This is a genomic window from Streptomyces sp. GQ60 (assembly GCF_059758875.1).
On record NZ_JCAXEG010000024.1, the window covers coordinates 1 to 25,659 of the forward strand.

Annotated in this window: 18 protein-coding genes and 2 pseudogenes; 8 read left to right on the plus strand and 12 right to left on the minus strand. The window is 72.4% G+C overall.

Going from position 1 to position 25,659, the window contains the following annotated elements; genetic code table 11:
- Positions 1-263: 263 nt before the first annotated feature.
- Entirely contained in the window at positions 264-1,904 is a 1,641-nt protein-coding gene (dacB, locus tag AC6CKD_RS34120; protein ID WP_498332704.1) for a D-alanyl-D-alanine carboxypeptidase/D-alanyl-D-alanine endopeptidase, read from the minus strand.
- A gap of 191 nt (positions 1,905-2,095) precedes the next feature.
- Complete coding sequence (locus tag AC6CKD_RS34125; RefSeq protein ID WP_498332706.1) at positions 2,096-3,775, minus strand: carbohydrate binding domain-containing protein; 1,680 nt, start codon at positions 3,773-3,775, stop codon at positions 2,096-2,098.
- Positions 3,776-4,068: 293 nt separating this feature from the next.
- On the opposite strand from AC6CKD_RS34125, the gene AC6CKD_RS34130 reads away from it, so the two are divergent.
- The 4 genes from AC6CKD_RS34130 (at position 4,069) to AC6CKD_RS34145 (ending at position 11,762) form a co-directional block, all read left to right on the plus strand.
- Positions 4,069-5,025 carry a GlxA family transcriptional regulator gene (locus AC6CKD_RS34130; protein ID WP_498332708.1) on the plus strand — a complete coding sequence of 319 codons (957 nt, stop codon included), beginning with the start codon at positions 4,069-4,071 and terminating at the stop codon, positions 5,023-5,025.
- A 137-nt stretch (positions 5,026-5,162) separates the two neighbouring features.
- Positions 5,163-6,161, plus strand: coding sequence for a type I glyceraldehyde-3-phosphate dehydrogenase (gene gap, locus AC6CKD_RS34135; protein WP_498332709.1), 999 nt, complete (start codon positions 5,163-5,165; stop codon positions 6,159-6,161).
- 218 nt (positions 6,162-6,379) lie between these two features.
- The gene (locus AC6CKD_RS34140) at positions 6,380-10,336 is read left to right on the plus strand and encodes a Pls/PosA family non-ribosomal peptide synthetase (RefSeq protein WP_498332711.1); all 3,957 of its coding nucleotides are present in this window, start codon (positions 6,380-6,382) and stop codon (positions 10,334-10,336) included.
- A 91-nt stretch (positions 10,337-10,427) separates the two neighbouring features.
- Positions 10,428-11,762 carry a M1 family metallopeptidase gene (locus tag AC6CKD_RS34145; protein ID WP_498332713.1) on the plus strand — a complete coding sequence of 445 codons (1,335 nt, stop codon included), beginning with the start codon at positions 10,428-10,430 and terminating at the stop codon, positions 11,760-11,762.
- A gap of 99 nt (positions 11,763-11,861) precedes the next feature.
- Here the strand turns inward: AC6CKD_RS34145 and AC6CKD_RS34150 are convergent, their stop codons facing one another.
- The 6 genes and pseudogenes from AC6CKD_RS34150 to AC6CKD_RS34175 all read right to left on the minus strand — a co-directional run bounded on the left by AC6CKD_RS34150 (position 11,862) and on the right by AC6CKD_RS34175 (position 15,193).
- Positions 11,862-12,365 carry a hypothetical protein gene (locus AC6CKD_RS34150; RefSeq protein ID WP_498332715.1) on the minus strand — a complete coding sequence of 168 codons (504 nt, stop codon included), beginning with the start codon at positions 12,363-12,365 and terminating at the stop codon, positions 11,862-11,864.
- On the minus strand, positions 12,356-12,787 hold the full coding sequence (locus AC6CKD_RS34155) for a hypothetical protein (RefSeq protein ID WP_498332717.1): 432 nt from the start codon (positions 12,785-12,787) through the stop codon (positions 12,356-12,358). Before AC6CKD_RS34155 ends, AC6CKD_RS34150 begins: the two co-directional genes overlap by 10 nt.
- A 97-nt stretch (positions 12,788-12,884) precedes the next feature.
- Positions 12,885-13,361, minus strand: a complete 477-nt coding sequence (locus AC6CKD_RS34160; RefSeq protein ID WP_498332822.1) for a sodium-independent anion transporter — start codon at positions 13,359-13,361, stop codon at positions 12,885-12,887.
- A 33-nt stretch (positions 13,362-13,394) separates the two neighbouring features.
- Positions 13,395-13,565: pseudogene (locus tag AC6CKD_RS34165) on the minus strand (SulP family inorganic anion transporter); the annotation flags it as partial.
- Between the two features lie 148 nt (positions 13,566-13,713).
- A pseudogene (locus AC6CKD_RS34170) lies at positions 13,714-14,472 on the minus strand (SulP family inorganic anion transporter); the annotation flags it as partial.
- 229 nt (positions 14,473-14,701) lie between these two features.
- The gene (locus AC6CKD_RS34175; protein ID WP_478686657.1) at positions 14,702-15,193 is read right to left on the minus strand and encodes a DUF1269 domain-containing protein; all 492 of its coding nucleotides are present in this window, start codon (positions 15,191-15,193) and stop codon (positions 14,702-14,704) included.
- Between the two features lie 226 nt (positions 15,194-15,419).
- Here AC6CKD_RS34175 and AC6CKD_RS34180 point away from each other — a divergent pair, with 226 nt between their 5' ends.
- A complete protein-coding gene (locus tag AC6CKD_RS34180; RefSeq protein ID WP_498332719.1) occupies positions 15,420-15,887 on the plus strand; it encodes a DUF7144 family membrane protein in 468 nt (155 codons plus the stop codon).
- Positions 15,888-15,907: 20 nt separating this feature from the next.
- Here the strand turns inward: AC6CKD_RS34180 and AC6CKD_RS34185 are convergent, their stop codons facing one another.
- From AC6CKD_RS34185 to AC6CKD_RS34195, 3 genes are all read right to left on the minus strand, one after another.
- Entirely contained in the window at positions 15,908-16,345 is a 438-nt protein-coding gene (locus AC6CKD_RS34185; protein WP_498332721.1) for a DUF6338 family protein, read from the minus strand.
- Positions 16,346-16,397: 52 nt separating this feature from the next.
- On the minus strand, positions 16,398-16,883 hold the full coding sequence (locus AC6CKD_RS34190; protein WP_498332723.1) for an XRE family transcriptional regulator: 486 nt from the start codon (positions 16,881-16,883) through the stop codon (positions 16,398-16,400).
- Positions 16,884-17,796: 913 nt separating this feature from the next.
- The gene (locus tag AC6CKD_RS34195) at positions 17,797-20,370 is read right to left on the minus strand and encodes an AMP-binding protein (RefSeq protein ID WP_498332725.1); all 2,574 of its coding nucleotides are present in this window, start codon (positions 20,368-20,370) and stop codon (positions 17,797-17,799) included.
- A gap of 214 nt (positions 20,371-20,584) precedes the next feature.
- Between AC6CKD_RS34195 and AC6CKD_RS34200 the strand changes: the two genes are divergently transcribed.
- From AC6CKD_RS34200 to AC6CKD_RS34210, 3 genes are read left to right on the plus strand one after another with little or no spacing between them, the layout of a single operon-like run.
- Positions 20,585-21,604: an iron ABC transporter substrate-binding protein gene (locus AC6CKD_RS34200; RefSeq protein ID WP_498332727.1), complete on the plus strand. Its 1,020-nt coding sequence runs from the start codon at positions 20,585-20,587 to the stop codon at positions 21,602-21,604.
- 5 nt (positions 21,605-21,609) lie between these two features.
- On the plus strand, positions 21,610-23,205 hold the full coding sequence (locus AC6CKD_RS34205) for an ABC transporter permease (protein ID WP_498332729.1): 1,596 nt from the start codon (positions 21,610-21,612) through the stop codon (positions 23,203-23,205).
- Complete coding sequence (locus tag AC6CKD_RS34210) at positions 23,202-24,251, plus strand: ABC transporter ATP-binding protein (RefSeq protein ID WP_498332731.1); 1,050 nt, start codon at positions 23,202-23,204, stop codon at positions 24,249-24,251. Before AC6CKD_RS34205 ends, AC6CKD_RS34210 begins: the two co-directional genes overlap by 4 nt.
- Positions 24,252-24,278: 27 nt before the next feature.
- Here the strand turns inward: AC6CKD_RS34210 and AC6CKD_RS34215 are convergent, their stop codons facing one another.
- A complete protein-coding gene (locus AC6CKD_RS34215) occupies positions 24,279-25,226 on the minus strand; it encodes a glycoside hydrolase family 16 protein (protein ID WP_498332733.1) in 948 nt (315 codons plus the stop codon).
- Between the last annotated feature and the right edge of the window lie 433 nt (positions 25,227-25,659).

Here is a 25,659-nt window from a genome sequence, read left to right on the forward strand (position 1 = left end):
CTCGACGAACTCGGTGAGCGCAGCGCTCTCGCTGTCGGCGGAGCGGGTCACCAGCGAACCGGAACGGGGGGTGTCGACGGCGTCCACGGCGGCGGCGAAGCGGCAGCCGGTTCCGATGATGGCGATGTCAGTCATGGCGGGTCTGCCTCCGGGTCCGGATGGCGTCGCTCCTGCTGGGCTGCAGGACGGTCGCTCTCCACCGTGCCCGGAGGCGGTGCGAGGCAGTAGACCCGGCTTTTCGTTGCTTGACAGGAGCGCCGCGGTCAGGTGTCGCGATCGCCCTCCTGGAGGTAGGCGGCGATCATGGCGACGTCGTTGGCGATGTCCAGGATGCCGCTCGGGTCGGTGGTCGGGGTCGAGGCGCCGGTGACGCCCGCGTAGAACACGTCGAAGCGGCCGTCGCCCTTGTCCAGGTAGCCGGCGATGGTGATGGCGCCGACGCCCAGGCGGTCGTTGAGGGCGTCCAGCCCGACGGCGGCCCCGGTCTTGGCGAACACCTTGCCGCGCGCCGGGCAGTCGCGGCAGTTCTCCGCGAGCAGCCCGTCGACTCCGAGGACGGGCAGGGACTCGCGGAAGCGGCGCGCCTCGGGGGAGCGCAGCCAGTACGTCAGCATCTGGATCTCCGCCTGCGGCGTGGACCGGTCGACCGGGTTGCCGCCGCGCCCGTCGAGGAGCTGCACCTGCGCGCGGTCCACCTTGGCCTCGTCCAGGAAGGAGGCCAGTACGGGGAAGCCGTCCATGCACGCGCGGCTGCCGGTGGTGACCGCCATCAGGCAGATGCCGAGGTTGGCGCCCAGGTTGTGGCTGACCTTGAGGATGAGCTTGGCGTAGTCCGCGAAGGGCGGCGAGGTGTACGCGGCCACGCGCGCCCGGCCCTCGTAGCCGGCGGGCAGCCGGTCCACCGGGTTCCCGCCCGCCGGATCCGCGGTCACGTCCACCCCGGCCCGTTCGAGGGCCTCGATCAGCGCGGTCCGGCCGAAGGCCGCCGGGTCGGTGATGGGGGAGACCTTCAGTACCGGTGCGGCGCCCGCCGCGATCGTGCCGGAGAGTCGGATCCGGGTGCCGTCGTCCGAGGTCGTGACCGTGATCGCCGTCGGCTTGCCGGCCGCCACGGTCTTCACCGTCGAGCTGACCCGGTACGGGGCGACCTTCGGCCGCCAGTCCAGCCGGGCGGGCGCGTCGGCGCGGTCTCCGGGGGTGGTCGTCAGGTCGATGAGGTTGTCGTTGACGATCAGCGGGGTCGGGGTGGGGATCAGGACCGGCTCGGGTCCGAAGAGCCGGTCGTCGACGATCACGTTCCCGTCGACGCGGGTGATGCCGGAGTCGCGGACCTGGCGTGCGAGGAGGTCGATGCCGGCGAGCGGGTTCTGCGGGGTGAGCGTGGCGCCGGGGACGTCGTCGGCGTAGGTGTGGTCGAGGTCGGTGAAGGCGACCGTGCCGTCGGGGCGGGTCCTGCCGCCCATGGTCAGATCGCCTTGCGCGACCAGGGCGAGATCGCCGGTCAGGGTCGTCCCGCGCCGCTCGCCGACCGCGTAGAGCGGCGTCACGAAACGATGGTCGGGGCCGAGGGCGTCCCAGGCGCCGGAGACGCTGAACAGCTTGGCCGTGGAACCGGGGATGAAGAGCTGGTCGGGGAACCGGCTGTGGACGGTCCGCCCGGTGTCCGGATCGACCTGGAGGAGGCCCCACTGGGCGTTGCGGTACCCCGGCTTCCGCATGATCTCCGTGATCCGTGGGTCGAGCGGGTCGGCGCCCCTGGTGTCGGCGCCCGTGGTGTCGGAGGGAGCGGGCGTCGGGGGTGTCGCTCCGACGGCCGTGCCCGCGCCCAGGACCACGAGCAGGAGGGCCGCGCATCCGGCGGCCATGCGCCGCCGCAGCGGGCCGGGGTGCGTTCCTCTTGGCACGGCGAGCCCCGTTCGTCTGGGCGGCGGGCTCCGGAGGCGTCACCCGGTCGCGTGTTCCCGGTACCAGGTACTCGGTACTCGGTTCCCAGGGTTCAGCCAGCGTGGCACGCCCGCATCCGGCCCGCACGTCGCGCCCGTGGGCGGGGGCCGCCGCGCGTGCGCGACGGCCCCCGCCCGTACGGGCCGGACGGTCAGCCGGTGAAGCCGGCCGTGATGGACGTGAACTGCCAGTCGCTCTGGGCGATGCCCGAGCAGGTCTCCTGCAGGCCCCCGCCGGGGCAGCCGCGGTCACGGTTCACCGACCAGAAGGCGAGGCGCGCGATGTGGTGGGAGTTGGCCCAGTTGCGGATGTCGGTCCAGTTCTGGACGGTCGTGGTCTCCTGGGTGTCGCTGATGCCGTTCATGCCCGAGATGCCGATGTGGGAGTACGCGGTCGCGTCGTCCCAGCCGTAGGTGGACTTGAGCTTGGCCTTGAGGCCCTCGGTCGCGCTGACGGTGCTGGCGTACATGTCCGTCGAGGCGTTGCCGAAGTCGAACGGCATGATCGTGAAGACGTCGATGCCGGCGTTCAGCGCCTTCGACTGCTCGATCAGGCGGTTGCCCCAGCTCGTCGGGCCGGTGGTGGAGGTGCCGAAGGTCAGGATGGTCCGCAGGCCGGGGTTGTTCTGCTTGACGATCTTCAGGGCGCCGAGGATGCGGTCCTGGACCACGGCGTTCTCGAACTCGTCGGTGTTCTCGATGTCCACGTCGATGGCCTTCAGGCCGTAGGCGTCGATGACCTGCTGGTAGGCGCCGGCCAGGGCCTCGGCGCTGGCGCAGTTGGGGCCGAGCTTGTTGCCCTGCCAGCCGCCGATGGAGGGCACGATGTCGCCGCCCGCCGCGCGGATCGAGGCGATGGTGTTCTGGTCCACGCCGCCGGTCAGCGGGCGCTGCCCGTCCCAGGACGGGTTGCAGCCGCCGGAGGAGAGGATGAACGCCATGGTGAACCACTTGGTGCCGGTCGCGTTCATCACGGTGGTCGCGCTGGGCGGGTTGCCCCACCCGAGGTAGAGGTACGGCGCGGCCTGCTTGAAGCCGGCCGGCGGCTGGGTCCCGGTGTCGGTGGTGACGTTGACGGTGTTCGAGGCGGCCGAGGTGTTCCCCGCGAGGTCGCGGGCGCGCACGGTGAACGCGTAGGCCGTGCTGGGGGTCAGGCCGGTGACGGTCGCGCTGGTGGCGGCGGAGGTGGCGACCTTCGTCCCGCCCTGGTAGACGTCGTAGCCGTTCACGCCGACGTCGTCGGTGGACGCGGTCCAGGACAGGGACGCCGTGGTGGAGGTCTTGCCGGTGGCGGCGAGGCTGCCGGGCACGGTGGGCGCCTGGGTGTCGGCGGTGCCGCCCGGGCCGTCCAGGGTGATGTCGTCGGCGTAGTAAGTGCCTTGCCCGTACCAGCCGTTGAGGTAGATCTCGGCGCTGGTCTGGGACGCGCCGGTGGTGAAGGCGACGGTCAGCTTGGTGTAGGCGGCCGCCGACGGGGTCCACGTCGAGGCGCCGCCGGTGACCCCGAGGTAGACGTAGCTGCCGCGGACCCAGGAGGAGAGGGTGTAGCTGGTGTTGGGCCGTACGGCGACGGTCTGGACGCACTTGGCGTTGTCGCTCGCGCCGGCCGCGCCGGCCAGCGCCTTGCTCCCGCCGTGCACCGGTGAGCCGACCACGGAGCCCAGGCCGCCGGAACAGGACCAGCCGGCCGTGCTGCCCGACTCGAAGTCGCCGTTCGAGAGGATGTTGGCGCCGAAGGCCGCCCCGGGGGAGGTCAGCACCGCGGCCGCGCCGAGCAGGGTGGCGCCGAGGCCGCAGGCCAGCCGGGTTCGGGTTCGGGTAGGGGTACGCAAGGGAAGTGCCTCCAGTGGGAATGGGGGGACGGCGTGGAGCGCGCGAAGCGCGGGCGGGCTGCCCGCCGGGGACGCGTGGGGACGGGGCGGCGGGTGGGGAGGCCCGTGATGGGGCCGTACGGCCGGGCGGGTGCGGGGAGTTGACGTCGTATCCGCTTCGTGGCCGGGAACCTAATCCTCCGGAAGGACCGCCGTCAACAGGTCTGGACCAACTGATAGGTGGTTATCTCAATCGGAAGGTTTACTAACCGTGGTGCTTGACAAGCCGCCCGCCCCTTCGGAAGCATGTCGCGGTGCCAGCCTCCCGCCCCCACCACGTTGCCGTACTCGTCCTCGAAGGGGCGAAACCCCTCGACGTCGGCATCCCCGCGCAGGTGTTCACGACCCGCGCGAGCATGCCCTACGAGGTCCGGGTGTGCGGCGCCGCTCCGGGGCTCGTGACCGGCGGCGACGGCCTGTCGTACTCCGTCGCCCACGGCCTCGAAGCCCTCGCCTGGGCCGACACCGTCTTCGTCCCCGGCTACCGGTTCCCCGACCGCGAGGACCCGCCGCGGGCCGTCGTCGAGGCGCTCATCGCCGCCCACGACCGGGGCGCGCGGCTCGCCGCCATCTCCACGGGTGCCTTCGCGCTCGCCGCCACGGGCCTGCTCGACGGCAAGCGGGCCACCACGCACTGGCACTACGCCCGGGCGCTCGCGGCGAAGTGGCCGCTGGTCCGGGTCGACGAGAACGTCCTGTTCGTCGACGAGGGCTCCGTGCTGACCTCGGCGGGGGCCGCGTCGGGCATCGACCTGTGCCTGCACGTCCTGCGCAGCGATCTCGGGGTGGCCGCCTCGAACCACACGGCCAGGAGGCTGGTCGCGGCCCCCTACCGCAGCGGCGGCCAGGCGCAGTACGTGCCGCGCAGCGTGCCCGAGCCGCTGGGCCCGCGGTTCGCCGCCACCCGGGAGTGGGCGCTGCACCGGCTCGGCGAACCCCTCACGCTGGAGGCGCTCGCCCGGCACGCGGCGGTGTCCCCGCGGACGTTCTCGCGGCGGTTCGCCGAGGACACCGGGTACACGCCGATGCAGTGGGTGATGCGCGCCCGCATCGACATGGCCAGGGAACTGCTGGAGCGTTCGGAGCGGAGCGTGGAGCAGATCGCCGCGGACGTGGGCCTGGGCACCGGCGCGAACCTGCGGCTGCACTTCCAGCACATCCTGCGGACCACCCCGAGCGAATACCGGCGCACGTTCGCCCGGGGCGAGTGACGGGGGACGGCGCGCAGCCGCCGCCACCCAACGCGTGGCGCGATCCTTGCGGACCGTGGCGATCGCGCCGCTGTCGTGGGCGCCCGCGACCCGCGAACCTGGTGACGAACCCAAGGGACAGGGAACAGGGAGACACCATGACTCGCATCGCCATCAACGGATTCGGCCGCATCGGACGCAACGTGCTCCGCGCGCTGCTCGAACGCGACAGCAAGCTGGAGGTCGTCGCGGTCAACGACCTCACCGAACCCGCCACCCTCGCGCGGCTGCTCGCCTACGACACCACCTCCGGCCGGCTCGGCCGGCCGGTGACCGTCGACGGTGACGTCCTCGTCGTCGACGGCCGCCGCATCAAGGTGCTCGCCGAGCGCGAACCGGCGCGACTGCCGTGGGCCGAGCTCGGCGTGGACATCGTGCTGGAGGCGACCGGCCGCTTCGCCACCGCCAAGGCCGCCCGCGCCCACATCGATGCCGGAGCCAAGAAGGTGCTCGTCAGCGCACCGGCGGACGGGGCCGACATCACCCTCGCGTACGGGGTGAACAGCGACTCCTACGACCCGGCCCTGCACACGATCGTCTCCAACGCCTCGTGCACGACCAACGCGCTCGCGCCGCTGGCCGCCGTACTGGACGAACTCGCGGGCATCGAGCACGGTTTCATGACCACGGTGCACGCCTACACGCAGGAGCAGAACCTCCAGGACGGTCCGCACCGCGACCCCCGCCGCGCCCGCGCCGCCGCCGTGAACATCGTGCCGACCACGACGGGCGCCGCCAAGGCCATCGGCCTGGTCCTGCCGAACCTGGACGGCAAGCTCTCCGGCGACTCGATCCGCGTCCCCGTTCCGGTGGGGTCCATCGTCGAACTGAACACCACCGTCGCCCGCGACGTGACCCGCGAGGACGTCCTGTCCGCCTACCGCGCCGCCGCCGAAGGGCCGCTCGCCGGCGTGCTGGAGTACTCGGAGGACCCGCTCGTCTCCTCCGACATCACGGGCAACCCCGCCTCGTCGATCTTCGACTCGCAGCTCACCCGCGTCGAAGGCCGCCACATCAAGGTCGTCGCCTGGTACGACAACGAGTGGGGCTTCTCGAACCGGGTCATCGACACGCTCGAACTCCTCGCGAGCCGCTGAGGCCCGGCCCCGGTCACCGGGCGCGCCGCGGACCGGGATTCCGGTCCGCGGCGCGCTCCTTTTACCGTCTCTTCCCGGCCACGCGCAAGGCTTGAACCAGGAAATCCTTGAGGTCGCACTAGACTGGCGGGTTGTTTGGCGCTGGACCGGAACAACCTGGGCAGACCCGGGCTCCGCCCGGCGACCCGGATGGTTCCGGGAAGACGACGCGAGGGCCGATGGCAGCCACACCAGAGCACGGTGACGTCACTCTGCTCGACGACGGGACCGGGCCCGACGACGGGACCGGCCCCGAGGCGGGGGAGGGGTACGAGGAGTCCGGCAAATCGGCCCTGTTCGCCGCCGGACCCGCCGCCCCGGCGCGCACTCTCGTCGACGTCTTCGAGGCCTCCGTACGGGCCCACCCCGACGAACTCGCCCTGGACGACGGCTCCACCCGGCTGACCTACGGGGCGCTCGCCGCCGAGGTGGAGCGCCGTCGCCAGGCCCTCGCGGCCGCCGGGGTGGGGCTCGGCGACCGGGTCGGCGTGCGGGTGCCGTCCGGGACCAACGAGCTGTACGCGGGCATCCTGGCCGTCCTCGCGGCGGGCGCCGCCTACGTGCCCGTGGATGCCGAGGACCCGGACGAGCGGGCGGACCTGGTGTTCGGCGAGGCCGGAGTACGGGCCGTACTGGGCGCCGGCGGGCGCATCGAGGCCGCCGCGCCGGGCAAGACCGCCGGCCAGGGCGCGTCCGCCCCCGCCGCCCGCCCCGGCCCCGAACACGACGCGTGGATCATCTTCACCTCCGGCTCCACCGGCAAGCCCAAGGGCGTGGCCGTCAGCCACCGCAGCGCCGCCGCCTTCGTGGACGCCGAGGCCGCGCTGTTCCTCACCGAGGAGCCCATCGGCCCCGGCGACCGTGTCATGGCCGGACTGTCCGTGGCCTTCGACGCCTCCTGCGAGGAGATGTGGCTGGCCTGGCGCTACGGCGCCTGCCTCGTGCCCGTGCCCCGCTCCCAGGTGCGCAGCGGCGCCGACCTCGGCCCCTGGCTGGCGGAGCAGGAGATCACCGTCGTCTCCACGGTGCCGACCCTGGCCGCGCTGTGGGAGCCCGAGGCCCTCAACGAGGTCCGGCTGCTGATCTTCGGCGGCGAGGCCTGCCCGCCCGAACTCACCCAGCGCCTGGTCACCGAGGGCCGCGAGGTCTGGAACACCTACGGCCCCACCGAGGCCACCGTCGTCGCCTGCGCCTCGCTCCTGACCGGCGAGGAACCGATCCGCATCGGCCTCCCGCTGAACGGCTGGGAACTGGCCGTCGTCGACGAATCCGGCGAGCCGGTTCCGATGGGCGGCAGCGGCCAGCTCGTCATCGGCGGCGTCGGCCTGGCCCGCTACCTCGACCCGGAGAAGGACGCCGAGAAGTACGCCCCGCTCGAATCCCTCGGCTGGGAGCGCGCCTACCGCAGCGGCGACCTCGTCCGCGCGGAGCCCGAGGGGCTGGTGTTCCTGGGCCGCGGCGACGAGCAGATCAAGCTCGGCGGCCGCCGGATCGAGCTGGGCGAGGTGGACGCCGCACTGCAGGGCCTGCCCGGGGTCGCCGGCGCGGCCGCCGCCGTCCGCACGGCGCGCAGCGGCAACCAGCTCCTCGTCGGCTACCTGGTCACCCAGGACGGCTGGGACCACGCGGCGGCCGTGACCCGGCTGCGCGCCGAACTGCCCGCGGCCCTCGTACCGCTGCTCGCGCCGGTCGAAGAGCTGCCCACCCGCACCTCCGGCAAGGTCGACCGCGACGCCTTGCCATGGCCGCTCCCGGAACTGGAGACCAGCGGCCCCACCGAGCAGCTCTACGGCACCGAGGCCTGGCTCGCCGAGCAGTGGAGCGAGACCCTGGGCGTGACCGTCACCGGCGCCGCCGACGACTTCTTCGCGATCGGCGGCAGCAGTCTCGCCGCCGCCCAGCTCACCACCCGGCTGCGCGCCCGCTACCCGAGCGCGGCCGTCCTCGACATCTACCAGCAGCCCACCCTGCGCAAGCTGGCCCGGCACCTGGAGAAGTCCGCACAGGACGACGGCGCCGTCCGGACCATCGCGCCCGTGCCGCTGCGGGCCAAGGTGATCCAGTCCCTGCTGCTGCTCCCGCTCTTCACCCTGGTCGGCCTGCGCTGGACGGTGGCGCTGCTCGCCCTGGGCAACGCACTGCACTGGTTCGGGGCCTATCCGTGGGCTCCGACCGCCTCGTGGTGGCTCGTCGCCGCCGGCGCCGCACTGCTCTTCAGCCCGCCCGGCCGCCTCGCGATCGCGGCCGGCGGCGCCCGCCTGCTGCTGCGCGGGGTCAAAGCGGGCCGTCACCCGCGTGGCGGAAACGTTCACCTGCGGCTGTGGACGGCCGAGCGGCTCGCCGAGTGCTCCGGCGCCACCTCGCTCAGCGGCTCCTGGCTGGAGCGCTACGCGCGGGCGCTGGGCGCCAAGATCGGCCCCGAGGTGGACCTGCACTCGCTGCCGCCCGTCACGGGCATGCTCAAGCTCGGCCGCGGCTGCGCCGTGGAGTCCGAAGTGGACCTCTCCGGCCACTGGCTGGACGGGGACCGGCTGGAGATCGGCACCGTGAAGGTCGGCGCGGGCGCCGTGGTGGGCACCCGCAGCATCCTCTTCCCCGGCGCCCGGGTCGGAAAGCGGGCCGAGGTGGCCCCCGGCTCCGCCGTGGTCGGCCAGATCCCGACCGGCCAGCGCTGGGCCGGAGCCCCCGCCGGCAAACTCGGCAAGGCCAAGCGGAACTGGCCCAAGGAGCGCCCGCCGCGCCGTCCGCACTGGCGCGCCGCCTACGGGGCGGCCGGCTTCTGCCTCACGGCCCTGCCGGTGCTCGCCGCCCTGCCGGCCCTCCTCGTGGCCGGCCGGTTCGTGCCCGCCGACGCCGGACTCGGCCGGGCCCTGGCCGGAGCGCTGCTCGCCGTGGTGCCGGGGGCGCTCGCCTTCGGGTTCGCGTACGCGGCTCTGCTGCTGGTCTCCGTACGCCTCCTCAGCCTCGGACTGCGCACCGGAACCCATCCGACGCACAGCAGGATCGGCTGGCAGGCCTGGACGGTCACCCAGCTGATGGACCTCTCCCGGGAAACCCTCTTCCCCCTGTACGCCGGGCTGATCACCCCGGTGTGGCTGCGGCTCCTCGGCATGAAGATCGGCCGCGGCGCCGAGGTGTCCACCGTGCTCGCGCTGCCGAGCCTCACCACCGTCGGCGAGGGCGCGTTCCTCGCCGACGACACCCTGACCGCCCCCTACGAACTGGGCGGCGGCTGGCTGCGGATCGGCCACTCCGAGATCGGCCGCCGGGCCTTCCTCGGCAACTCCGGAATGACCGCGCCGGGCCGCTCCGTGCCGGACGACGGGCTGGTCGGCGTACTGTCCGCCACCCCGAAGAAGGCCAAGAAGGGCAGCTCCTACCTGGGCCTTCCGCCGGTCCGGCTGCCGCGGTCCACCGCCGACGCCGACCAGAGCCGGACCTACGATCCGCCCGCCCGGCTGCTCTGGGCGCGCGGGCTGGTGGAGCTGTGCCGGCTCGTCCCGGTGTTCTGCTCGACCGCGCTCGCCGTGCTCACCGTCGCGGCGTTCTGCGCCCTGGCCGCGGCGGACGGGCCCGGCCCGTGGGGGACCGCGCTGCTGTCCGGCGCCGTCCTGCTCGCCGCCGGGGCGGCCGCGTGCCTGGTCGCGGCAGCCGCGAAGTGGACGCTGGTGGGCCGGCACCGGGCGGGCGAGCATCCGCTGTGGAGCGGATTCGTGTGGCGCAACGAACTGGCCGACACCTTCGTCGAGGTACTGGCCGTGCCCTGGCTGGTCGGCTCGGTGCCCGGCACGCCCGTGCTGTCCCTGTGGCTGCGCGGACTGGGTGCCCGGATCGGCAGGGGCGTGTGGTGCGAGAGCTACTGGCTGCCCGAGACCGACCTGGTCGTCCTGGGCGACGCCGTCAGCGTGAACCGGGGCTGCGTGTTGCAGACGCACCTCTTCCACGACCGGATCTTGAGGACGGATACTGTGGTCCTCCGTGAGGGCGCCACCCTGGGCCCGGGTGGAATCGTCCTGCCCGGGAGCACGGTCGGGGCCCGCAGCACACTGGGTCCGGCCTCTCTCGTGATGGCCGGGGAATCCGTTCCCGCCGACAGTCGCTGGCTGGGCAACCCGATCGAGGCGTGGCGGTCCTGAAGGGCGGGTCCGGGCGTTCGCAACGGGGCGCCCGGGTCCGGCAGCACCACCAGCACGTCGTACGAGCACAACGCAGGGAGCGGAAGCGGCAGTGAACGGCCAGAAGACAGCGGCATCGGACCCGTACTTTCCGGCCAACGGCGACCCCCGTTACCGGGTGCACCGGTACGAACTCGCTCTGGAGTACCGTCCCGGCCCCAACCGGCTCGCCGGGACGGCCCGGCTCAGCGCGATCGCCGGACGTGCGCCGCTCGCCGAGTTCCACCTCAACCTGGCCGAGTTCAAAATAGGCCGGGTCCTGGTGAACGGCCGGGCGCCGCACTACAGCCACCGGGGCGGCAAGCTCCGCGTCCGGCCGCCCAAGCCGCTGCCCGCCGGCGCCGCCTTCACCGTGGAGGTGCACTGGGCGGGCAACCCCACACCGGTGCGCAGCCCCTGGGGCGGCCTCGGCTGGGAGGAACTGACCGACGGCGCGCTGGTGGCCAGCCAGCCGGTCGGCGCGCCCTCCTGGTACCCGTGCAACGACCGGCCCGCGGACAAGGCCTCGTACCAGATCTCGGTCAACACCCCCTCCGCCTACACCGTGGTGGCCGGCGGCCGGCTGCTCACGCGGACGACCCGGGCCTCGACGACCACCTGGGTCTACGAGCAGCCGGCGCCGACCTCGACCTACCTGGTCGGCCTGTCCATCGGCATGTACCAGACGGTGCTGCTCGGCGACCCCGGCCTCGGCGGCGTCCCGCAGAGCGCCCACGTACCGGCGCACCTGCTGCCCCGCTTCTCCCGCGACTTCGCACGGCAGCCCGCCATGATGGAACTCTTCGAGGAGCTGTTCGGCCCCTACCCCTTCGGCGAGTACGCGGTGGTCGTCGCCGACGAGGAACTGGACGTGCCGGTGGAGGCCCAGGGGCTCTCCCTGTTCGGCGCCAACCACGTGGACGGCGTACGCGGTTCGGAGCGGCTCATCGCCCACGAGCTCGCGCACCAGTGGTTCGGCAACAGCGTGACCATCGCCGACTGGCGGCACATCTGGCTCAACGAGGGCTTCGCGAAGTACGCGGAATGGCTCTGGTCGGAGCGGTCCGGCGGCCGCACCGCGCACGAACTGGCGGTGGCCGCGCACCGCCTGCTGTCCGGGCAGCCGCAGGACCTCCTGCTGGCCGACCCGGGACGCAAGCTGATGTTCGACGACCGCCTCTACCAGCGCGGCGGCCTCGCCGTGCACGCGATCCGCTGCGCGCTGGGCGACGGCCCGTTCTTCCGCATGCTGCGGGAGTGGGCCACCGTGCACCGCCACGGCGTGGTCACCACGGCCGGCTTCACCGCGCACGCGTCGCGCTACGCGCTCGAACCGCTGGACGACCTGTTCGCGGCCTGGCTGTCCGAGCCGGCCCTCCCGCCCCTGCCCGCGCCGGCGGCGCCCTAGAACCTCTCCCTTCCGCGGGAACGCGCAACGCCCCGCCCGGCCCGCCGCTCCCGGGAGCGCGATCCGGTGGAGAGCGGGGGCCGGGCGGGGCGCGCGGGGTCAGTACCTGAGCGCGGTGCCGAGGGTGGCGCGCACCTCGCCCGAGAGCTTGTGCGTGCTGCGTGCGGTCCCGTCCTCGGACTGGCCGGCGGGCACGTCGGACACGGTGACGACCACCGTGTCCAGCGGGTTGCCGGAGGCATCCTTGTACTCGACCTGGACGGCGAAGGACTTCGTCGAGCCGTCGGTGTTGCGGGCCGTGACGGTCACGGCCGAGAGTCCGTCGCCATCGGTGGTGACGCTGCCGAGCGTCACCGCGTCCTTGGCGTCGACCCCGTCCTTGACCTCGTCCAGTTGCTTCTTCGCGGCCGCGGTGGCCGAGTCGACCGCGTCGGCGGCGTGTGACTGGGCCGAGGCCGCCGCCGAGGCCGCCTTGGACACCCCTTCGGACACGCTGGCGTCGGAGTCGGAGCAGCCGGCCGTCGCGGCGAGCACGGCCGCCGCGAGCAGGGCGCCGCATGCGCCGCGGATCGCCCTCCCGTGGTGCGTGGGGGTCAGGGGCATGTGACGCCGACCGAGGCCGCGACGAGGGTCTCGTCGAACTTCTGGATCTGGGGCTTCAGCTGGGTCAGGGCTTCGGATCCGGTGGTGTCGCCGGGCAGGTCGCCGAAGCCGGACTTGAGATCGCCGACGGCGGATCCGACGGCCGACCTCTTCGCGGATTCCAGGTCCTTGAGGGAGGAGGAGACGTTGTCCCAGTCCGTCTGGACCGCGTCGACGGCGTCCTTGACCTGGTCCTTCGTCGCGGAAGCCGGGTCCAGCGCCGCCAGCTTGGCCTGGTCCGCCTTCAGGGTGGAGAGACCGGTGCAGAGCTCCGAGGCGGCCTGGGTCGCCTGCTCCTCGGGGCTCGGGTCGTCCGAGGAACAGGACGTGAGGAACAGGGCCGCGGCCGCGCCCAGGGCCGCGGTGATCGGGAGACGCTTCATGGAAATCCTTCCCATTTGGATCTTATGGGTAAAACCTGACACATAAACTAATGGGCTGCATCCGGGGGGAGTTCGGCCCGCCCGGTCTCCACGGCCCTTACCGCCTCGTCCACGGTGCGGTGGACCCCGCGGGCGCCCAGGTGATCACCGAGCGGGTGGCGGGCCGGCTCCCCGGCGGCCGTCGAGCGCAGCCGGGCCAGATGGAAGGCGACGCCTTCCGGCCGAGTTCCTCGCGGAGTTCGTCGAAGGTGTCCAGGACGGGAACGCCGAGCTGGAAGCAGGCGGTCAGGTCCAGGACGACGGCCCGGGGAGCCGCCGGGGCGGTCCGCAGCCGCTCCAGCACGTCCAGCCGTACCCGGTTGACGTTGCCGAAGAAGAGGCTGCCGTCGGGGCGTACGACGAGGACGGCGGGGTCGGTGGCGGCGTCCTCGTGGCCGGCGGTGTCGGCGTACAGCCGGGTTCCGGGCAGCCGGCCGAGGACGGCGACGCGGCGCCGGCTGGCGGCGCCGATGAACAGGACGAGGGAGAGCGCGACGGCGAGCAGCAGTCCGGGCAGCAGGTCGAAGAGGAGCACGCCGAACAGGGAGGTGAGCGCGACCCACAGGCTCCGCCGGTCCAGACGGAAGTAGCGGCGGAGTTCGCCGACCCGCAGGAAGCCGCGTACGGCGAAGATGACGATGGGGCCGAGGACCGGCTCCGGCAGGTCGGTGAACAGCGGGGTGAGGAAGGCGCCGGTCAGCAGGATCAGTCCCGCCGCGATCAGCGAGACCATCGGGGTCCGCCCGCCCGCTCCACCGCGGCCGCGCTGCGCGGGGCGCTGCCGGACACGGCGAAGCCGCGGAAGAGTCCGACGGCGATGTTGCTGAGGCGACGGCGGCCATCTCCCGGTTGGCGTCCACCGCCTGGCCGTGTTCCCGGGCGAAGCGGCCGGCGATGCTGAAGGCCTCGGCGAACACCACCAGGGCCACGCCCAGGGCCCCGCCGAACAGTGCGATCCAGTCGGCGGCCGGGAGGCCCGGCAGGTGGGGGACCGGTACGGCCGAGGGGATGCGGCCGACGGTCTCGACGCCGTGCTCCTCGAGGTCGAGGGCCGCCGACAGGAAGAGGGCCGCCACCAGGACGACCAGGGAGGCGGGCAGGCGCGGGACGGAGCGCTCCAGCAGGAACAGGGCGGCGAGCGCGGCCGCCCCGACGGCCAGCGTGACCAGGGACCAGTGGGGGGCTCCGGACAGGACGGTCCACAGCCGCTCGAAGAAGTTGCCGTCACTGCCCGGCACTCCGACGAGCTTCGCGGCCTGCCGGACGACGATGGTCAGGGCCATGCCGAACAGGAAGCCCACAAGGGCCGGTTCGGCGAGGAAGTTGGTCAGGAACCCGAGCCGGGCCAGCCCGGCCGCCAGCAGCACCGCGCCCACGATGACGGTGAGGGCGGCCGACAGTCCGACGGCGTCCTCGGGGGCGGGACTGACGGCCGAGACGGTGGCGGCGGACAGTCCGGCCGCCGCCGAGGTGGCCCCGACGAGCAGGAAGTTGGAGCGGCCCAGCAACGCGTACACGAGGAGGGCCGCCGGAGCCGCGTAGAAGGCGTTCTGCGGGGGACACCCGCGATCTGCGCGTAGGCGACGCACTCCGGAACGATCAGCGCCCACGCGGTGAGGGCGCCCAGCGTGTCGCCCCGCAGCCATCTGCCGCGGTAGTGGCGCAGCCAGGGGGCCACGGAGTGCGCCGCGGCCTTGTCGTGTGGTCCTGCCGCCCGCGGAACGCTCACCGCTCGGGCCCCTTCCTCAACTCGGTGAAGACTCCGCAACTCGGTGAAGACTCCGCGGACGGCGGCCGTCGCGCGCTGCGCCGCACACCGCTGTGGCCCGGACCCGGGGGGAGCCACGGGTCCGGACCACAGCGTCGTCTCGGTTCTCAGGCTGCGAAGACCTCACGGAGCTGCTGCTCCTGCGGGCCGGAGAGGTTGGAACGGATGAGCTGAGCCTGCCCGCCCGGGAAGGAGCCGCGGACCCGCTCGACGACGGCGTCGGAGGAGAGCAGGAACAGGGCCGAAGTCCCGGGCTTCACCTCGGACTTCACCTCGTCGATGAACTGGTCGTCGATGCCGACGTCGGAGAGGGATCCACCGATGGCCCCGGCCGCGGCGCCCACGGCGGCGCCGAGCAGCGGCACGAAGAACAGGAGCCCGAAGAGCATCCCCCAGAAGGTGCCGGAGAGCGCGCCGGCGCCCGTGAGGCTGTTCAGCTGCTGGGTCTTCGGCTTCTTGGCGTCGTCGTGCCAGGTGACGACCGCCGCGTCGTGCACCTGTATCAGCTGTTCCTTCTGCAGGGCGAGCAGGGCGGACTCCGCCTGCTGGGCTCCCTCGGGAGTGGGGAACTTCCAGACGGTGAGAGTGGTGGATGCCACGTAACGCTCCAGTTCCTGGACGGTGTTGCTTGGCGTTGCTTGGCGTCCAGTACAACCCAGAAACAGACAATCAACCACAATTACCATGATCGCGACTCTTTGCCATCTGCCGTGTCGTTAGGGTGATTCCCCCGTTCGGCCGTACCCGGCTGTCCGGACGAGCGGATCCGCCCCAAGGGTGGGAAGGGCGGGGCGCATCGACGCCCCGCCCTACGAAGGAGTTTCCATGGCACAGACCGCATCCCCGACGGGTAACCCGAAGCACGCGTCGCCGGGCGGCGGCGATGCTCCGGCCGGAGCCGGGAGCGCATGGGCCGCGGGCGGCGCGATGTTCGCCGGAGTCGTCCTCCTGGCGGACGGAGTCATCGCCGTCCTCAAGGGCGTCTCCGGCATCGCGGAGGACGACGCCTACGCCCGACTCGGCGACTACGTCTACAAGTTCGACACTTCGGCCTGGGGCTGGATCCACCTGCTCCTCGGCGTCGTCCTCGGCGTCGTCGGCTGGGGGATCCTCAAGAGCGCCCCGTGGGCCCGGGCCACGGGCCTGGTCCTGGCCGGCTTCAGCATCGTCCTCAACTTCATGTGGCTGCCCTACGCCCCGATGTGGGCCCTCGTGTCGATCGCCCTCGGAGTCTTCGTGATCTGGGCCCTGTGCAGCGCGGGCCCGCCCCGCGCGCAGACCTCCGCCCGCTGATCCGCGGCCCCGCGGGCCGGTCAGGCGCCCCCGTGGATGTGGGCCGGACACCACGCGGTCCAGCACCGTGCGCCGCGTCCCCCGTGCCGGGTCGTCCCGATCATGTCCGGCCGCGTGCACGGAGAAGAAGGCCGGCGGGCCGCAGGGGATCCACCACGGGCGCGGCGGGTTCCGGTCGTCGGCCGGTCCGGTGAGGCCGAGGCGTTCGAGTCCGCGACCCCGGACTTCCCGGGGCCCTTCGCGCGCCGCCAGGCCGCCACGAGCGCGGGCCCGGCCGCGATCGCGTAGAGCCCGTTGAGAGCCACACTGGCGGTGATCGCGCGGAGCATCCGCTCGCCGAGCTGGGCTTCCGAGGCCACCGGCCCGCGCCAGCGCTCCCGTAGGAACTGGTAGGTGAGACCCGGTAGGACCAGCAACACCAGGCCTGTCAACTGGGCGACCGTCGACGGTGGTTGCATGGGTCTCCTCCCCCGGGGACACGGCCCTCATCGTAGCCGCGCGGAGGCGGGGTCAGGCGGTCTGCGGTCCCAGTCGCTGCCACAGGTGCTCGTCGACCCGGTCGAGGAAGGCCAGGGCCTCGCGCTCGACCGCTTCGGCGGCGGCGCCGGTCCGGCCGTGGTTGTCGATCCGCTGGTACGTCAGGTGGAGCTGCTCCAGGGCGCGGTGGATCGCCGCCGGCTCCACGGGCACGATCTTCGCGACGGGGCGTACGTAGTTCGGCCACCACCCGGTGACCGCCTCGCGCAGCAGTACGCGCAACTGCCCCGTCCTGCCGCACGTCCCGACGAAGCAGGCGGGCGGCGGCCGCAGGACCTCGAACAGTGCCTGGGTCTGCCGGCCCGACCCGCGCCAGCGGTTGCGCCGTTCCGCCTCGGCGTAGCGGTCGCGGGTCATCCCGACCCCCACGGCCGCCTGCTCCACCGTGAGCCCCAGGAGCGTCCGGCACTGCAGGAGCGTGGCCGGTTCGGCGAGCAGATCGCCCGCTGAACACCACAACGCGGCCGCCAGCGCTTTGATCTGATGGTCCGTCGGGAACTCCGCGCCCCGCTCCCAGGCCAGGAGCGTGTCGGGGTGAAGGGGGTGCCCCTGGAAGGCGGATACGGCCCAGGCGACCTTCCGAGCTGCTCGCGCACGCCGACGGCGCGGCGGGGCTCCAGCGGGGGATAGGCGGAGTTTTCGCCCACGGGCGGGCTGTGGAGATCGTCTCGGGATGGCATAGCCGGACACCGTAGGGCGCGGCGGCGCCCCGGCCAAGGCCTGTCCGCGGATTTCGCGGACGCCGGGTCGGTCGACGCGCGTTGACCGCCCGGGCGACGGCGATTGTGCGTACGTCCAAAGAAACGGAGGAATCGATGGAGCCCCCTGGAGGAGTTGACGGCCGGGGGCCTGTTCGTAGGGTCGCACTCGTTCGCAGCGGAAAGTGAATTCCGCGATGAGGAATCCAGTCGCTCTCCCCACCCCGGAGACCGGCACGATTTCCGTTTCCCTCCGGGCAAGTCCGTCCACTTGTCCGGTCTTCCGGCCGTGCTTCGCCCCCGACCGTCCCCGCCGCCCGCCGGCCGGGAGGTCTCTCGGAGGGACTGTCCCCCTTGCGCTCCCCTACGCTCTTCACGCACGAACGCTCCGCCCCGCCCACCTCCTCCCGGCCCATCCCGCCGACGAAGTCCTGCCCGTGCGGCGGATGATCCCCGCCGCCCTGCAGCACGTGGCCAGCATGTACGCGGGCCTCGCGGCGCCCCCACTGATCATCGGGGGCGCCCTAATCCCGCGCGCCCGGGGGAGGCGGTCTTCCCTCCGGGTGAGGCCTCCTCCGGTCCTGCAGCAGGTGCCGCGTGCGGCCCTGCTGCTCAACCGGCATCAGAGGGAGCCGAACACGCCGACGGTGAAGGCGGAAAAATGCCGGACAAGCCTATCTCCGCCATTTCTCGTGGAGCGTGCCGGCCACCGCGGCCGCGCCCTTCATCAGGCGGGCGACGCCGGCCGCGTAGGCGATGCCGAAGAGGAGCGAGGCGGCGAACGCCGCGTGCCGGGAGAACCCGTCGATGAGCGGGAAGATCTGCCAGTGGGTCAGGTAGATGTACAGGGAGCTGGTCGCGAGGAGGCCGGCCAGTTGGTTGAGGCGCTCGCGGCTGGGGAGGCTGGGCACCCAGACCAGGAGTACGAATCCGGCGAGGATGATCGCCTCACGCCCGGCGTCGCCGGGGAAGAAGCCCGGCACGGTGGCCAGGGCCGCGGCCGTGACCAGGAGGCGCTGTCGCGCGGTGGCGGCCTTCGCCGCCGCCCAGCCGAGGGCGAACAGCCAGAACACGGTGACGGCGTCGGGGATCTGCCCGCGCTCCGGCAGGCCGACGAGCTCGTAGCGGGTGAGCAGTCCCAGGCCGGCGAGGGCCAGGGGCAGGGCGTAGGGGAACCGGCGCTCCGCCCGGTCCACCGCGGGCAGGCCCAGGAGGCCGACGGCGGCGATCAGGATGTAGACGAGGGCCTCGATGAACCAGAAGTGCATGCCGGTCTTCAGGCCGTCGGGGCCCATGACGCTGTCGAGCAGGAAGAGATTGGCGAGGGTGTAGTCGTCGTTGAGGAGCAGGATCAGGCCGATCCAGGCCGTGCTCGGCAGTGCGACGCGGGCGATGCTGGTCCAGCCCCGGCGTACGCGTACCCGCCGTTCGGCGGTGGTGAGGTGGAAGCGGGCGAAGTTGTATCCGGCGACCGCGAGCAGGATGTGCGCCCCGCCCTTGATGCCGAAGACCTCGATGTGCGAGCCGACGATGCAGAAGATCGCCAGGGCGCGGAGGGCGACGCTCGTCTCCAGGGTCCGCCTGCGGGAGGTTTCCGCCTGCGCGGGCGGACCGAGATCCCGTATCGGTGTGGTGTGCCAGCCGGCCGGCAGGTGGCCGAGCCGCTCTTCGAGCTGGATCGACATCTCGACGTACGAGAGCGAATCGCCGCCCAGGCTGACGAAGGAGCTGTCGTCCGTGGCGTCGGGGCGGTCGAGGACCCGGGCGTAGAGCAGGCGCAGGCTCTCGGGGGCGCCCTTCGGGGCGGCCGCGGCGCCGGCGTCGGGTGCCTGGCGGTCCGCTTCGCGCACCGCACGGTAGTCGGGCTTGCCCGAGGGGAGGCGGGGGAGGGCGGGCAGGACGCGGACGTGGACGGCGCGGACCGGCAGACCGCATTCCTCGGCCACGCGCCGGGCTATCCGGCGGGCATCGGAGTCGTCGCCGCCGACGGCGGCGATGCGCAGCGCCTCGTCGTCGCCGGTGCACAGGGCGCTGACGCCGTGCCGGGCGAGCATCGCCTCGACCTGCGCGGGGTCGATGCGCAGGCCGAGGATCTTCGCGAACCGGCTGCTCCGGCCGACGATCTCGTACAGCCCGTCGGGGGCGCGGCGCGCGATGTCGCCGGTGGGGAGTTCGTGCGCGGTCCGGCCGAGCGCGAGGTCCGCGGGGGTCCGGGCGTAGCCGAGCATGACGTTGGGGCCCGAGTAGACCAGTTCGCCGGTGTTCCCGTCGGGGCTGTGCGCCCCGTCGGGGACGTCGGGCAGCGGCCGAAGCCGGAACGAGCCGCCGGGGATGGGGATCCCCACCGCCTCGGGGCGGGATTCCGCAAGGTGCGGCGGCAGGTAGGCCATGCGGGCCGTCGCCTCGGTCTGGCCGTACATCACGAAGAGCTTCCAGCCGGCGGCGCGGCCGAGCGCCGCGTACCGCCGGACCCGGTCGGGTGCCAGGCGCCCGCCCGCCTGGGTGACGTAACGCAGGTGGGGCAGTTCCATGGCGGCGAAACCGACCCGGTCGAGCAGGTCGAAGGTGTACGGAACCCCGGCGAGGGCCGTCCCCCGGCCTGCCTTGAACAGCGCCCAGAAGCAGGTGTCGGCGACCGACAGGTCGGTCAGGATCAGTCCGGCCCCGCGCAGGAGGTGGCTGTGCACGACGGACAGGCCGTAGCAGTAGTGCAGGGGCAGGGTGGTCGCGGCGCGGTCGGTGTCCCTGATGTCCAGGTACTGCGCGATGGACTCCGCGTTGGCCTGGAGGTTCTCGTGCGACAGCCGGACCAGCTTCGGCGATCCCGTCGAGCCCGAGGTGCTCAGGAGCAGCGCGAGGTCCGGGTGCAGCTCGTGCGCCGAGACCTCGCGGCGCTCGTCGAGCCGCATGTCCCCGCCGTCGGGGCGGGCCACGACGTCCGGGTCGTACGCGTCGATCAGGGACTGGACGGCTTCGGGGTGGTCACCCGCCACCAGGAGGACGGGGTGCCCGGCCGCGAGGGCGGCGAGGTGGACGACGAGGGCGTCGACGGTGTTGGAACCGACCACCAGGACGAGACGGCGTTCCCTGCCGAGGCGGCGGGCCGCCCGGTCCACGCGCGCGGCCAACTCGGCATAGCTGACCGGGCCGTCGGCCGTGATGACGGCGGTCCGGTCGCCGTGGGCGGCGAGGTCGAGGGCGAACGGGACGGACGCGGTGCCCGGGAGGAGGTCGGGAAGGACTGTCACGGGCGCATCTTAGGAAAACCTTACTCGCCCGATAGTCACAGGAAAGTCACAGATGACTCATGGAAGATCCATAGGAAAATAAGCGGTAAGGTCGGCTCCGCCGATGCGTGGGCGCGGTCGAATTGTTGCGTGCGTCACCTTGACCTTTAGGTTAGCTTTACCTTACTTATGGGGCGTTACTCTTTTCTCCGCCGCCCTTGTAGGAAGGCTTCCCATGCGACGCCCCCTGGTCCGACGCCTGACCGCGCTCTTCGCGGCGGCACTCCTCCTCCCCGCCGTCGCAGGCTGCGGCGTCGACGAGGACGACGCGGGGCTCGTCATCTACTCGGGCCGCAACGAGAAGCTGGTCAAGCCGCTCCTCGACGAGCTGGAGAAGGCCGTCGGCACCACGGTCGCCGTCCGCTACGGCGAGAGTGCCGAACTCGCCGCCCAGATCCAGGAAGAGGGTGACAAGACCAAGGCCGGGCTGTTCTTCTCCCAGGACGCCGGCGCCCTCGGGGCCCTGTCCACGAAGGGCATGCTGGAGAAGCTGCCGCAGGCGTCCCTCGACAAGGTGGACCCCGGCTTCCGCGGTGGCGCGGGTGACTGGGTGGGCACCTCCGGGCGGGTCCGCGTGCTCGCGTACCACCCCGGGCAGGTGTCCAAGGTGCCGGACACCGTCCACGACCTGGTCAAGCCGGAGTGGAAGGGGAGGGTCGGCTACGTCCCGACGAACGCCTCCTTCCAGGCCTTCGTCACCGGCATGCGCGTCCTGGAGGGCGACGACGACACCCGTACCTGGCTGAAGGGCCTCAAGGCCAACGAGCCGAAGGTGTACGACAACAACCTCAAGGTGCTGGAAGCGGTCGGCAAGGGCGAGGTCTCGCTCGGACTGGTCAACCACTACTACTGGTACGAGCAGGTCGCCGAGAAGGGCGAGGCCAAGGTCAAGTCGAAGATCCACTTCCTCCCCGGTGGTGACGCGGGCGGTCTCGTCAACACCGCCGGTGTCGCCGTCCTCAAGGGAAGCGACCAGGCCGCGGTCGCCCAGAAGGCCGTCGACTTCCTGCTCTCGGAGAAGGCGCAGAAGTACTTCGCCGAGGACACCAAGGAGTACCCGCTCGCCTCGGGCGTGACCAGCACGGTCAAGGGCCTTCCGCCGCTGGCCTCCCTGGACGCCCCGAAGATCGACCTCGGGAAGCTGGAATCGCTTCAGGAGACCCTGAAGATGCTCCAGGAAGCCGGGATGGTCTGACCCCCATGCCCGTCACGGATCCCGTCACGCCGACGGATACCGCCACTGCCCACCGCCCGGACGGCGCCACCGCGCCGACCGGGCGGTGGCGTGCCGGCCGCCGGCCGCCCGCCGTCCTGCTCGTTCCCGCGGCCGTCGCCGCGGTGTTCGCCCTGCTGCCCCTCGGCTACCTCGCCGTCCGCTCCCTGGAGCGCGGTCCGGCCTTCGCCCTGGACGTCATCGCCGACGAGCGCACCGCCCACCTGCTCGGCCGCAGCCTCGGGCTGGCGGCCGTGGTCGTCTCGGCCTGCCTGGTCCTGGGCGTCTCCCTGGCCTGGCTGACCGTACGCACCGACCTGCCCGGCCGCCGGGCCTGGTCGGTGCTGGTGACCCTGCCGCTGGCCGTGCCGAGCTACGTCGCCGCCTTCGCCTGGCTGTCCGCCTTCCCGGAGCTGGCCGGCTTCACCGGGTCGGCCCTCGCGCTGACGCTGGTGAGCTTCCCGTACGTCTACCTGCCCGTCACCGCCGCCCTGCGCGGCACCGACCCGGCGCAGGAGGAGGTGGCCCGCTCCCTCGGCCACGGCCCGCTCAAGACCTTCCTGCGGGTGACGCTGCCGCAGCTGCGGCCCGCCGCCGCCGGCGGGGCGGTCCTCGTCGCGCTGTACGTGTTCTCCGACTTCGGTGCCGTGTCGCTGATGCGCTACGACACCTTCACCCGCGGCATCTACACCTCCTACCGGGCCAGCTTCGACCGCACCCCGGCCGCCGCCCTCAGCGTCGTCCTCGTGGTGATGACGATCGCCCTGGTCGCCGCCGAGGCGCGGACCCGCGGCCGGGCCGGGCACGCGAGAACCGGCGGCGGCACCGCCCGCCCCGCCGTTCCCGCCGCGCTGGGCCGCTGGCGGGCGCCCGCGCTGGCCTGGTGCGCGGCGGTCACCGGCGTCGCCGTCCTCACCCCGCTGGCGACGCTCGGGTACTGGCTGGCCGTCGGCAACTCCGCGACCTGGGACCCGGCCACGCTCCTCGACACCGCCGCCACCACCCTCGGCGTCGCCGCCGCGGGAGCCGCGCTCACCACCCTGCTCGCCCTCCCGGTCGGAGTGATCGCCGCGCGGTACCGGGGCCGGACCGCCCGGCTGCTGGAGCAGTCGGCCTACGCCGGGCACGCGCTCCCGGGCATCACCGTGGCCCTGTCCCTGGTCTTCTTCGCTGTTCGCTACGCCGAACCGGTCTACCAGGAACTCCCGTTGCTGGTCTGCGCGTACGCCGTGCTCTTCCTGCCCGTCGCCGTCGCCGGGACCCGCGCGGCCGTGCTCCAGTCCCCGCCCGTCCTGGAGGACGTCGCGCGCTCCCTCGGCCGTACCCCGCTGCGCGTGCTCCGCGAGGTGACCGTGCCGCTGGCCGCCCCCGGGGTCGCCGCCGGAGCCGCGCTCACCTTCGTCGTGTGCATGAAGGAACTCCCCGCCACCCTGCTGCTGCGCCCCACGGGAATGGACACCCTGGCCACCCGTCTGTGGACGGAGACCGGCACCGGATCCTTCGCCGCCGCCGCGCCCTACGCCGCGGCGCTGATCCTGCTGGCCGCCATCCCGTCCTACCTCCTCGGAAGGCACCGCACATGACCGACCTGCAGATCGCCGGACTGGCCAAGGCGTACGGCCCCGGTGCGGCGCCGGTCCTCGACGGCCTCGACCTCTCCCTCCCCGGCGGCGCGCTGACAGCGGTCCTCGGCCCCTCGGGCTGCGGCAAGACCACGCTGCTGCGCATCATCGCCGGCTTCCTGCGCGCCGACGCGGGCACCGTCACCCTCGACGGACGCGCGCTCAGCGGCCCCGGGGTCCACCTTCCGCCCGAACGCCGCCGCATCGGCATCGTGCCCCAGGAGGGCGCGCTCTTCCCGCACTTGAGCGTGGCCCGCAACGTCGCCTTCGGCCTGGCCGGCCTCGACCGGTCCGCCCGGCGGCGGCGCACGGAGGAGATGCTCGAACTCGTCGGACTGGCCGGCTACGGCGACCGCATGCCGCACGAGCTGTCCGGCGGCCAGCAGCAGCGCATCGCGCTGGCCCGCGCCCTGGCGCCGCAGCCCGCCCTGGTCCTCCTCGACGAGCCGTTCAACGCCCTCGACGCCGCCCTGCGCACCGGCGTACGGGCCGACGTACGCGCGGCCCTGCGCGCCACCGGTGCGACCGCCCTGCTCGTCACCCACGACCAGCAGGAAGCCCTCTCGACCGCCGACCTCGTCGCCGTCGTCCGGGACGGCCGCGTGGCCCAGTGCGCCACACCGCACGAGGTGTACAGCCGTCCCGCCGACCCCTGGGTGGCCGCCTTCGTCGGCGACGCGGTACTGGTCTCCGGCACCGCGGACCGGGACGCGGCGACCACCGCGCTCGGCCGCATCCCCCTGACGGACCCGCCCGGCCCGCTCCGCGAGGGCGTGGTGCTGCTGCGGCCGGAGCAGCTGCGGCTGACCGACCCGGACGCGGCCCGGGCCGGCGGCACGGTGACCGACGTCCGCTTCTACGGACACGACGCCATGGTCACCGTCGCCGTCGACGGCATCGACGAGCCCATCGACGTCCGGGTCCCCAGCCCGGCCTCGGCCCGGCCGGGGGAGCGCACGGGCATCGAGGTGACGGGGAAGGCGACCCTGCACCCCGCGGCCGTCTGATACGGGCCGTCAGATCCCTTACGGGGATCAGGACTTCGGCACGGTGTTGATGTGGTGGGTGCCGGCGCTGTAGAAACCGTCCACGGTTTTCTGGACGTCCGCCAGGGAAACGGCCTCATCGGCCTTGTAATAGAACCAGTTGACCTTCATGCCCCACGTGCGTGAACTCCCGGTGAAGGGAAGGTCGATGAACCAGTTGTTGAAGTGGATGTCCATCTTTTCGCGCGGGACGTACTTGCCGGTACTGGTGAACACCTCCTTGCCGTCCAGGGAATAGGTGACCTTTCCGTTCACAAAAGTGATCAACATGATGTGCCAGCCCTCGAGGCGCTGCTTCTTGAGGGAGCGGACGACCCGGTCCGGCGGATCGGCCTTGTGCCAGCTCACGGTGTCGAGTTGCGGGCCCACCGAACCCCAGCCGCCGTTCGGCAGGTACTCGAAGTCGAGTTCGCTGTAGTTCGTCGAGGACTCCGCGGCGGAGATCGGGAAGAAGGTCTCGACGACGTGGTCGCCGTTGCGACCGCTCACGGGCTTGTCGCTGAGGTAGACGCGAGCGGCGAAGGTGCCCGTGAAGAGGGGGGTGCCGGTGCTCTGCACCTCGACCTGCTTGGTGCCCTGCTTGGTGCCGTCGGTGGAGGACTCCAGCTGCAGGACCCTGCCCCCCTGGGCGGTCGGGTCGGCCGGGAAGCTGGCACCGGCGCTTGACCAGGTGTCCTTGATCCCCGGGCCGCCCCCGCCCTTGCGGATCTCCCAGCCGTTGGCGGCGAGAGCGGGGTCCTCGGGGCCGCTGTACTGGAAGCCGTCGAACAGGGTTCCGGGCGGTCCGGCCGGGGTCGGCGAAGCGCTGCGGGCGGGGGTGGGTGCGGTGGCACCGTCACTGGGGCCGCCGGAGCACGCGGCGAGCGCGCACAGGAGGGCGGGCAGCGTGAGCGCGGTCCACGCGCGGCGACGAGAGGTGCGGCGGGGATGGCTCACACGGGCTCCTTGAGGGCGTAGAGGCGGTACCTGGACACGCCCTTGGCACGAAGATCAATACATGAAGATCAATGACTGATCACATGAGGGGGTCATCCTAAGGTTCGCGGCGACCTGGGGTGACCCCGGCCACCGGGATCCCGGTGGAAAGGCCTCGGTCGAACACGCATCGATCAGTATCGGACGACCGTGCGTGCAGGTTTACCGACTGGTACTGCCAATTGGTATTTCAATCCGATTACGGCACGTGGGCAGATCGCGCTAAAAGCAGACATCGGGCCCAAGTCGATTCAGGCCGGTGCACTAGCGTTCGCCCTGCCATCCTGCGGTCTACGTACCCTGCTCTGAAAGGCCTCGCACGGTGCGCTCAGCCATTACTCCCATTCAACGCGGATCGGCGCACCAGGAGCAGCCTGAAATGTCCGAGTCGAGC

What these genes read in the sequence shown, in the direction of transcription:
- gap (WP_498332709.1), top strand. Translation starts at nt 5,163, where the DNA reads ATGACTCGCATCGCCATCAACGGATTCGGCCGCATCGGACGCAACGTG.
- AC6CKD_RS34140 (WP_498332711.1), top strand. Translation starts at nt 6,380, where the DNA reads ATGGCAGCCACACCAGAGCACGGTGACGTCACTCTGCTCGACGACGGG.
- AC6CKD_RS34150 (WP_498332715.1), bottom strand. Translation starts at nt 12,365, where the DNA reads ATGCCCCTGACCCCCACGCACCACGGGAGGGCGATCCGCGGCGCATGC.
- AC6CKD_RS34155 (WP_498332717.1), bottom strand. Translation starts at nt 12,787, where the DNA reads ATGAAGCGTCTCCCGATCACCGCGGCCCTGGGCGCGGCCGCGGCCCTG.
- AC6CKD_RS34180 (WP_498332719.1), top strand. Translation starts at nt 15,420, where the DNA reads ATGGCACAGACCGCATCCCCGACGGGTAACCCGAAGCACGCGTCGCCG.
- AC6CKD_RS34185 (WP_498332721.1), bottom strand. Translation starts at nt 16,345, where the DNA reads ATGCAACCACCGTCGACGGTCGCCCAGTTGACAGGCCTGGTGTTGCTG.
- AC6CKD_RS34200 (WP_498332727.1), top strand. Translation starts at nt 20,585, where the DNA reads ATGCGACGCCCCCTGGTCCGACGCCTGACCGCGCTCTTCGCGGCGGCA.
- AC6CKD_RS34205 (WP_498332729.1), top strand. Translation starts at nt 21,610, where the DNA reads ATGCCCGTCACGGATCCCGTCACGCCGACGGATACCGCCACTGCCCAC.
- AC6CKD_RS34210 (WP_498332731.1), top strand. Translation starts at nt 23,202, where the DNA reads ATGACCGACCTGCAGATCGCCGGACTGGCCAAGGCGTACGGCCCCGGT.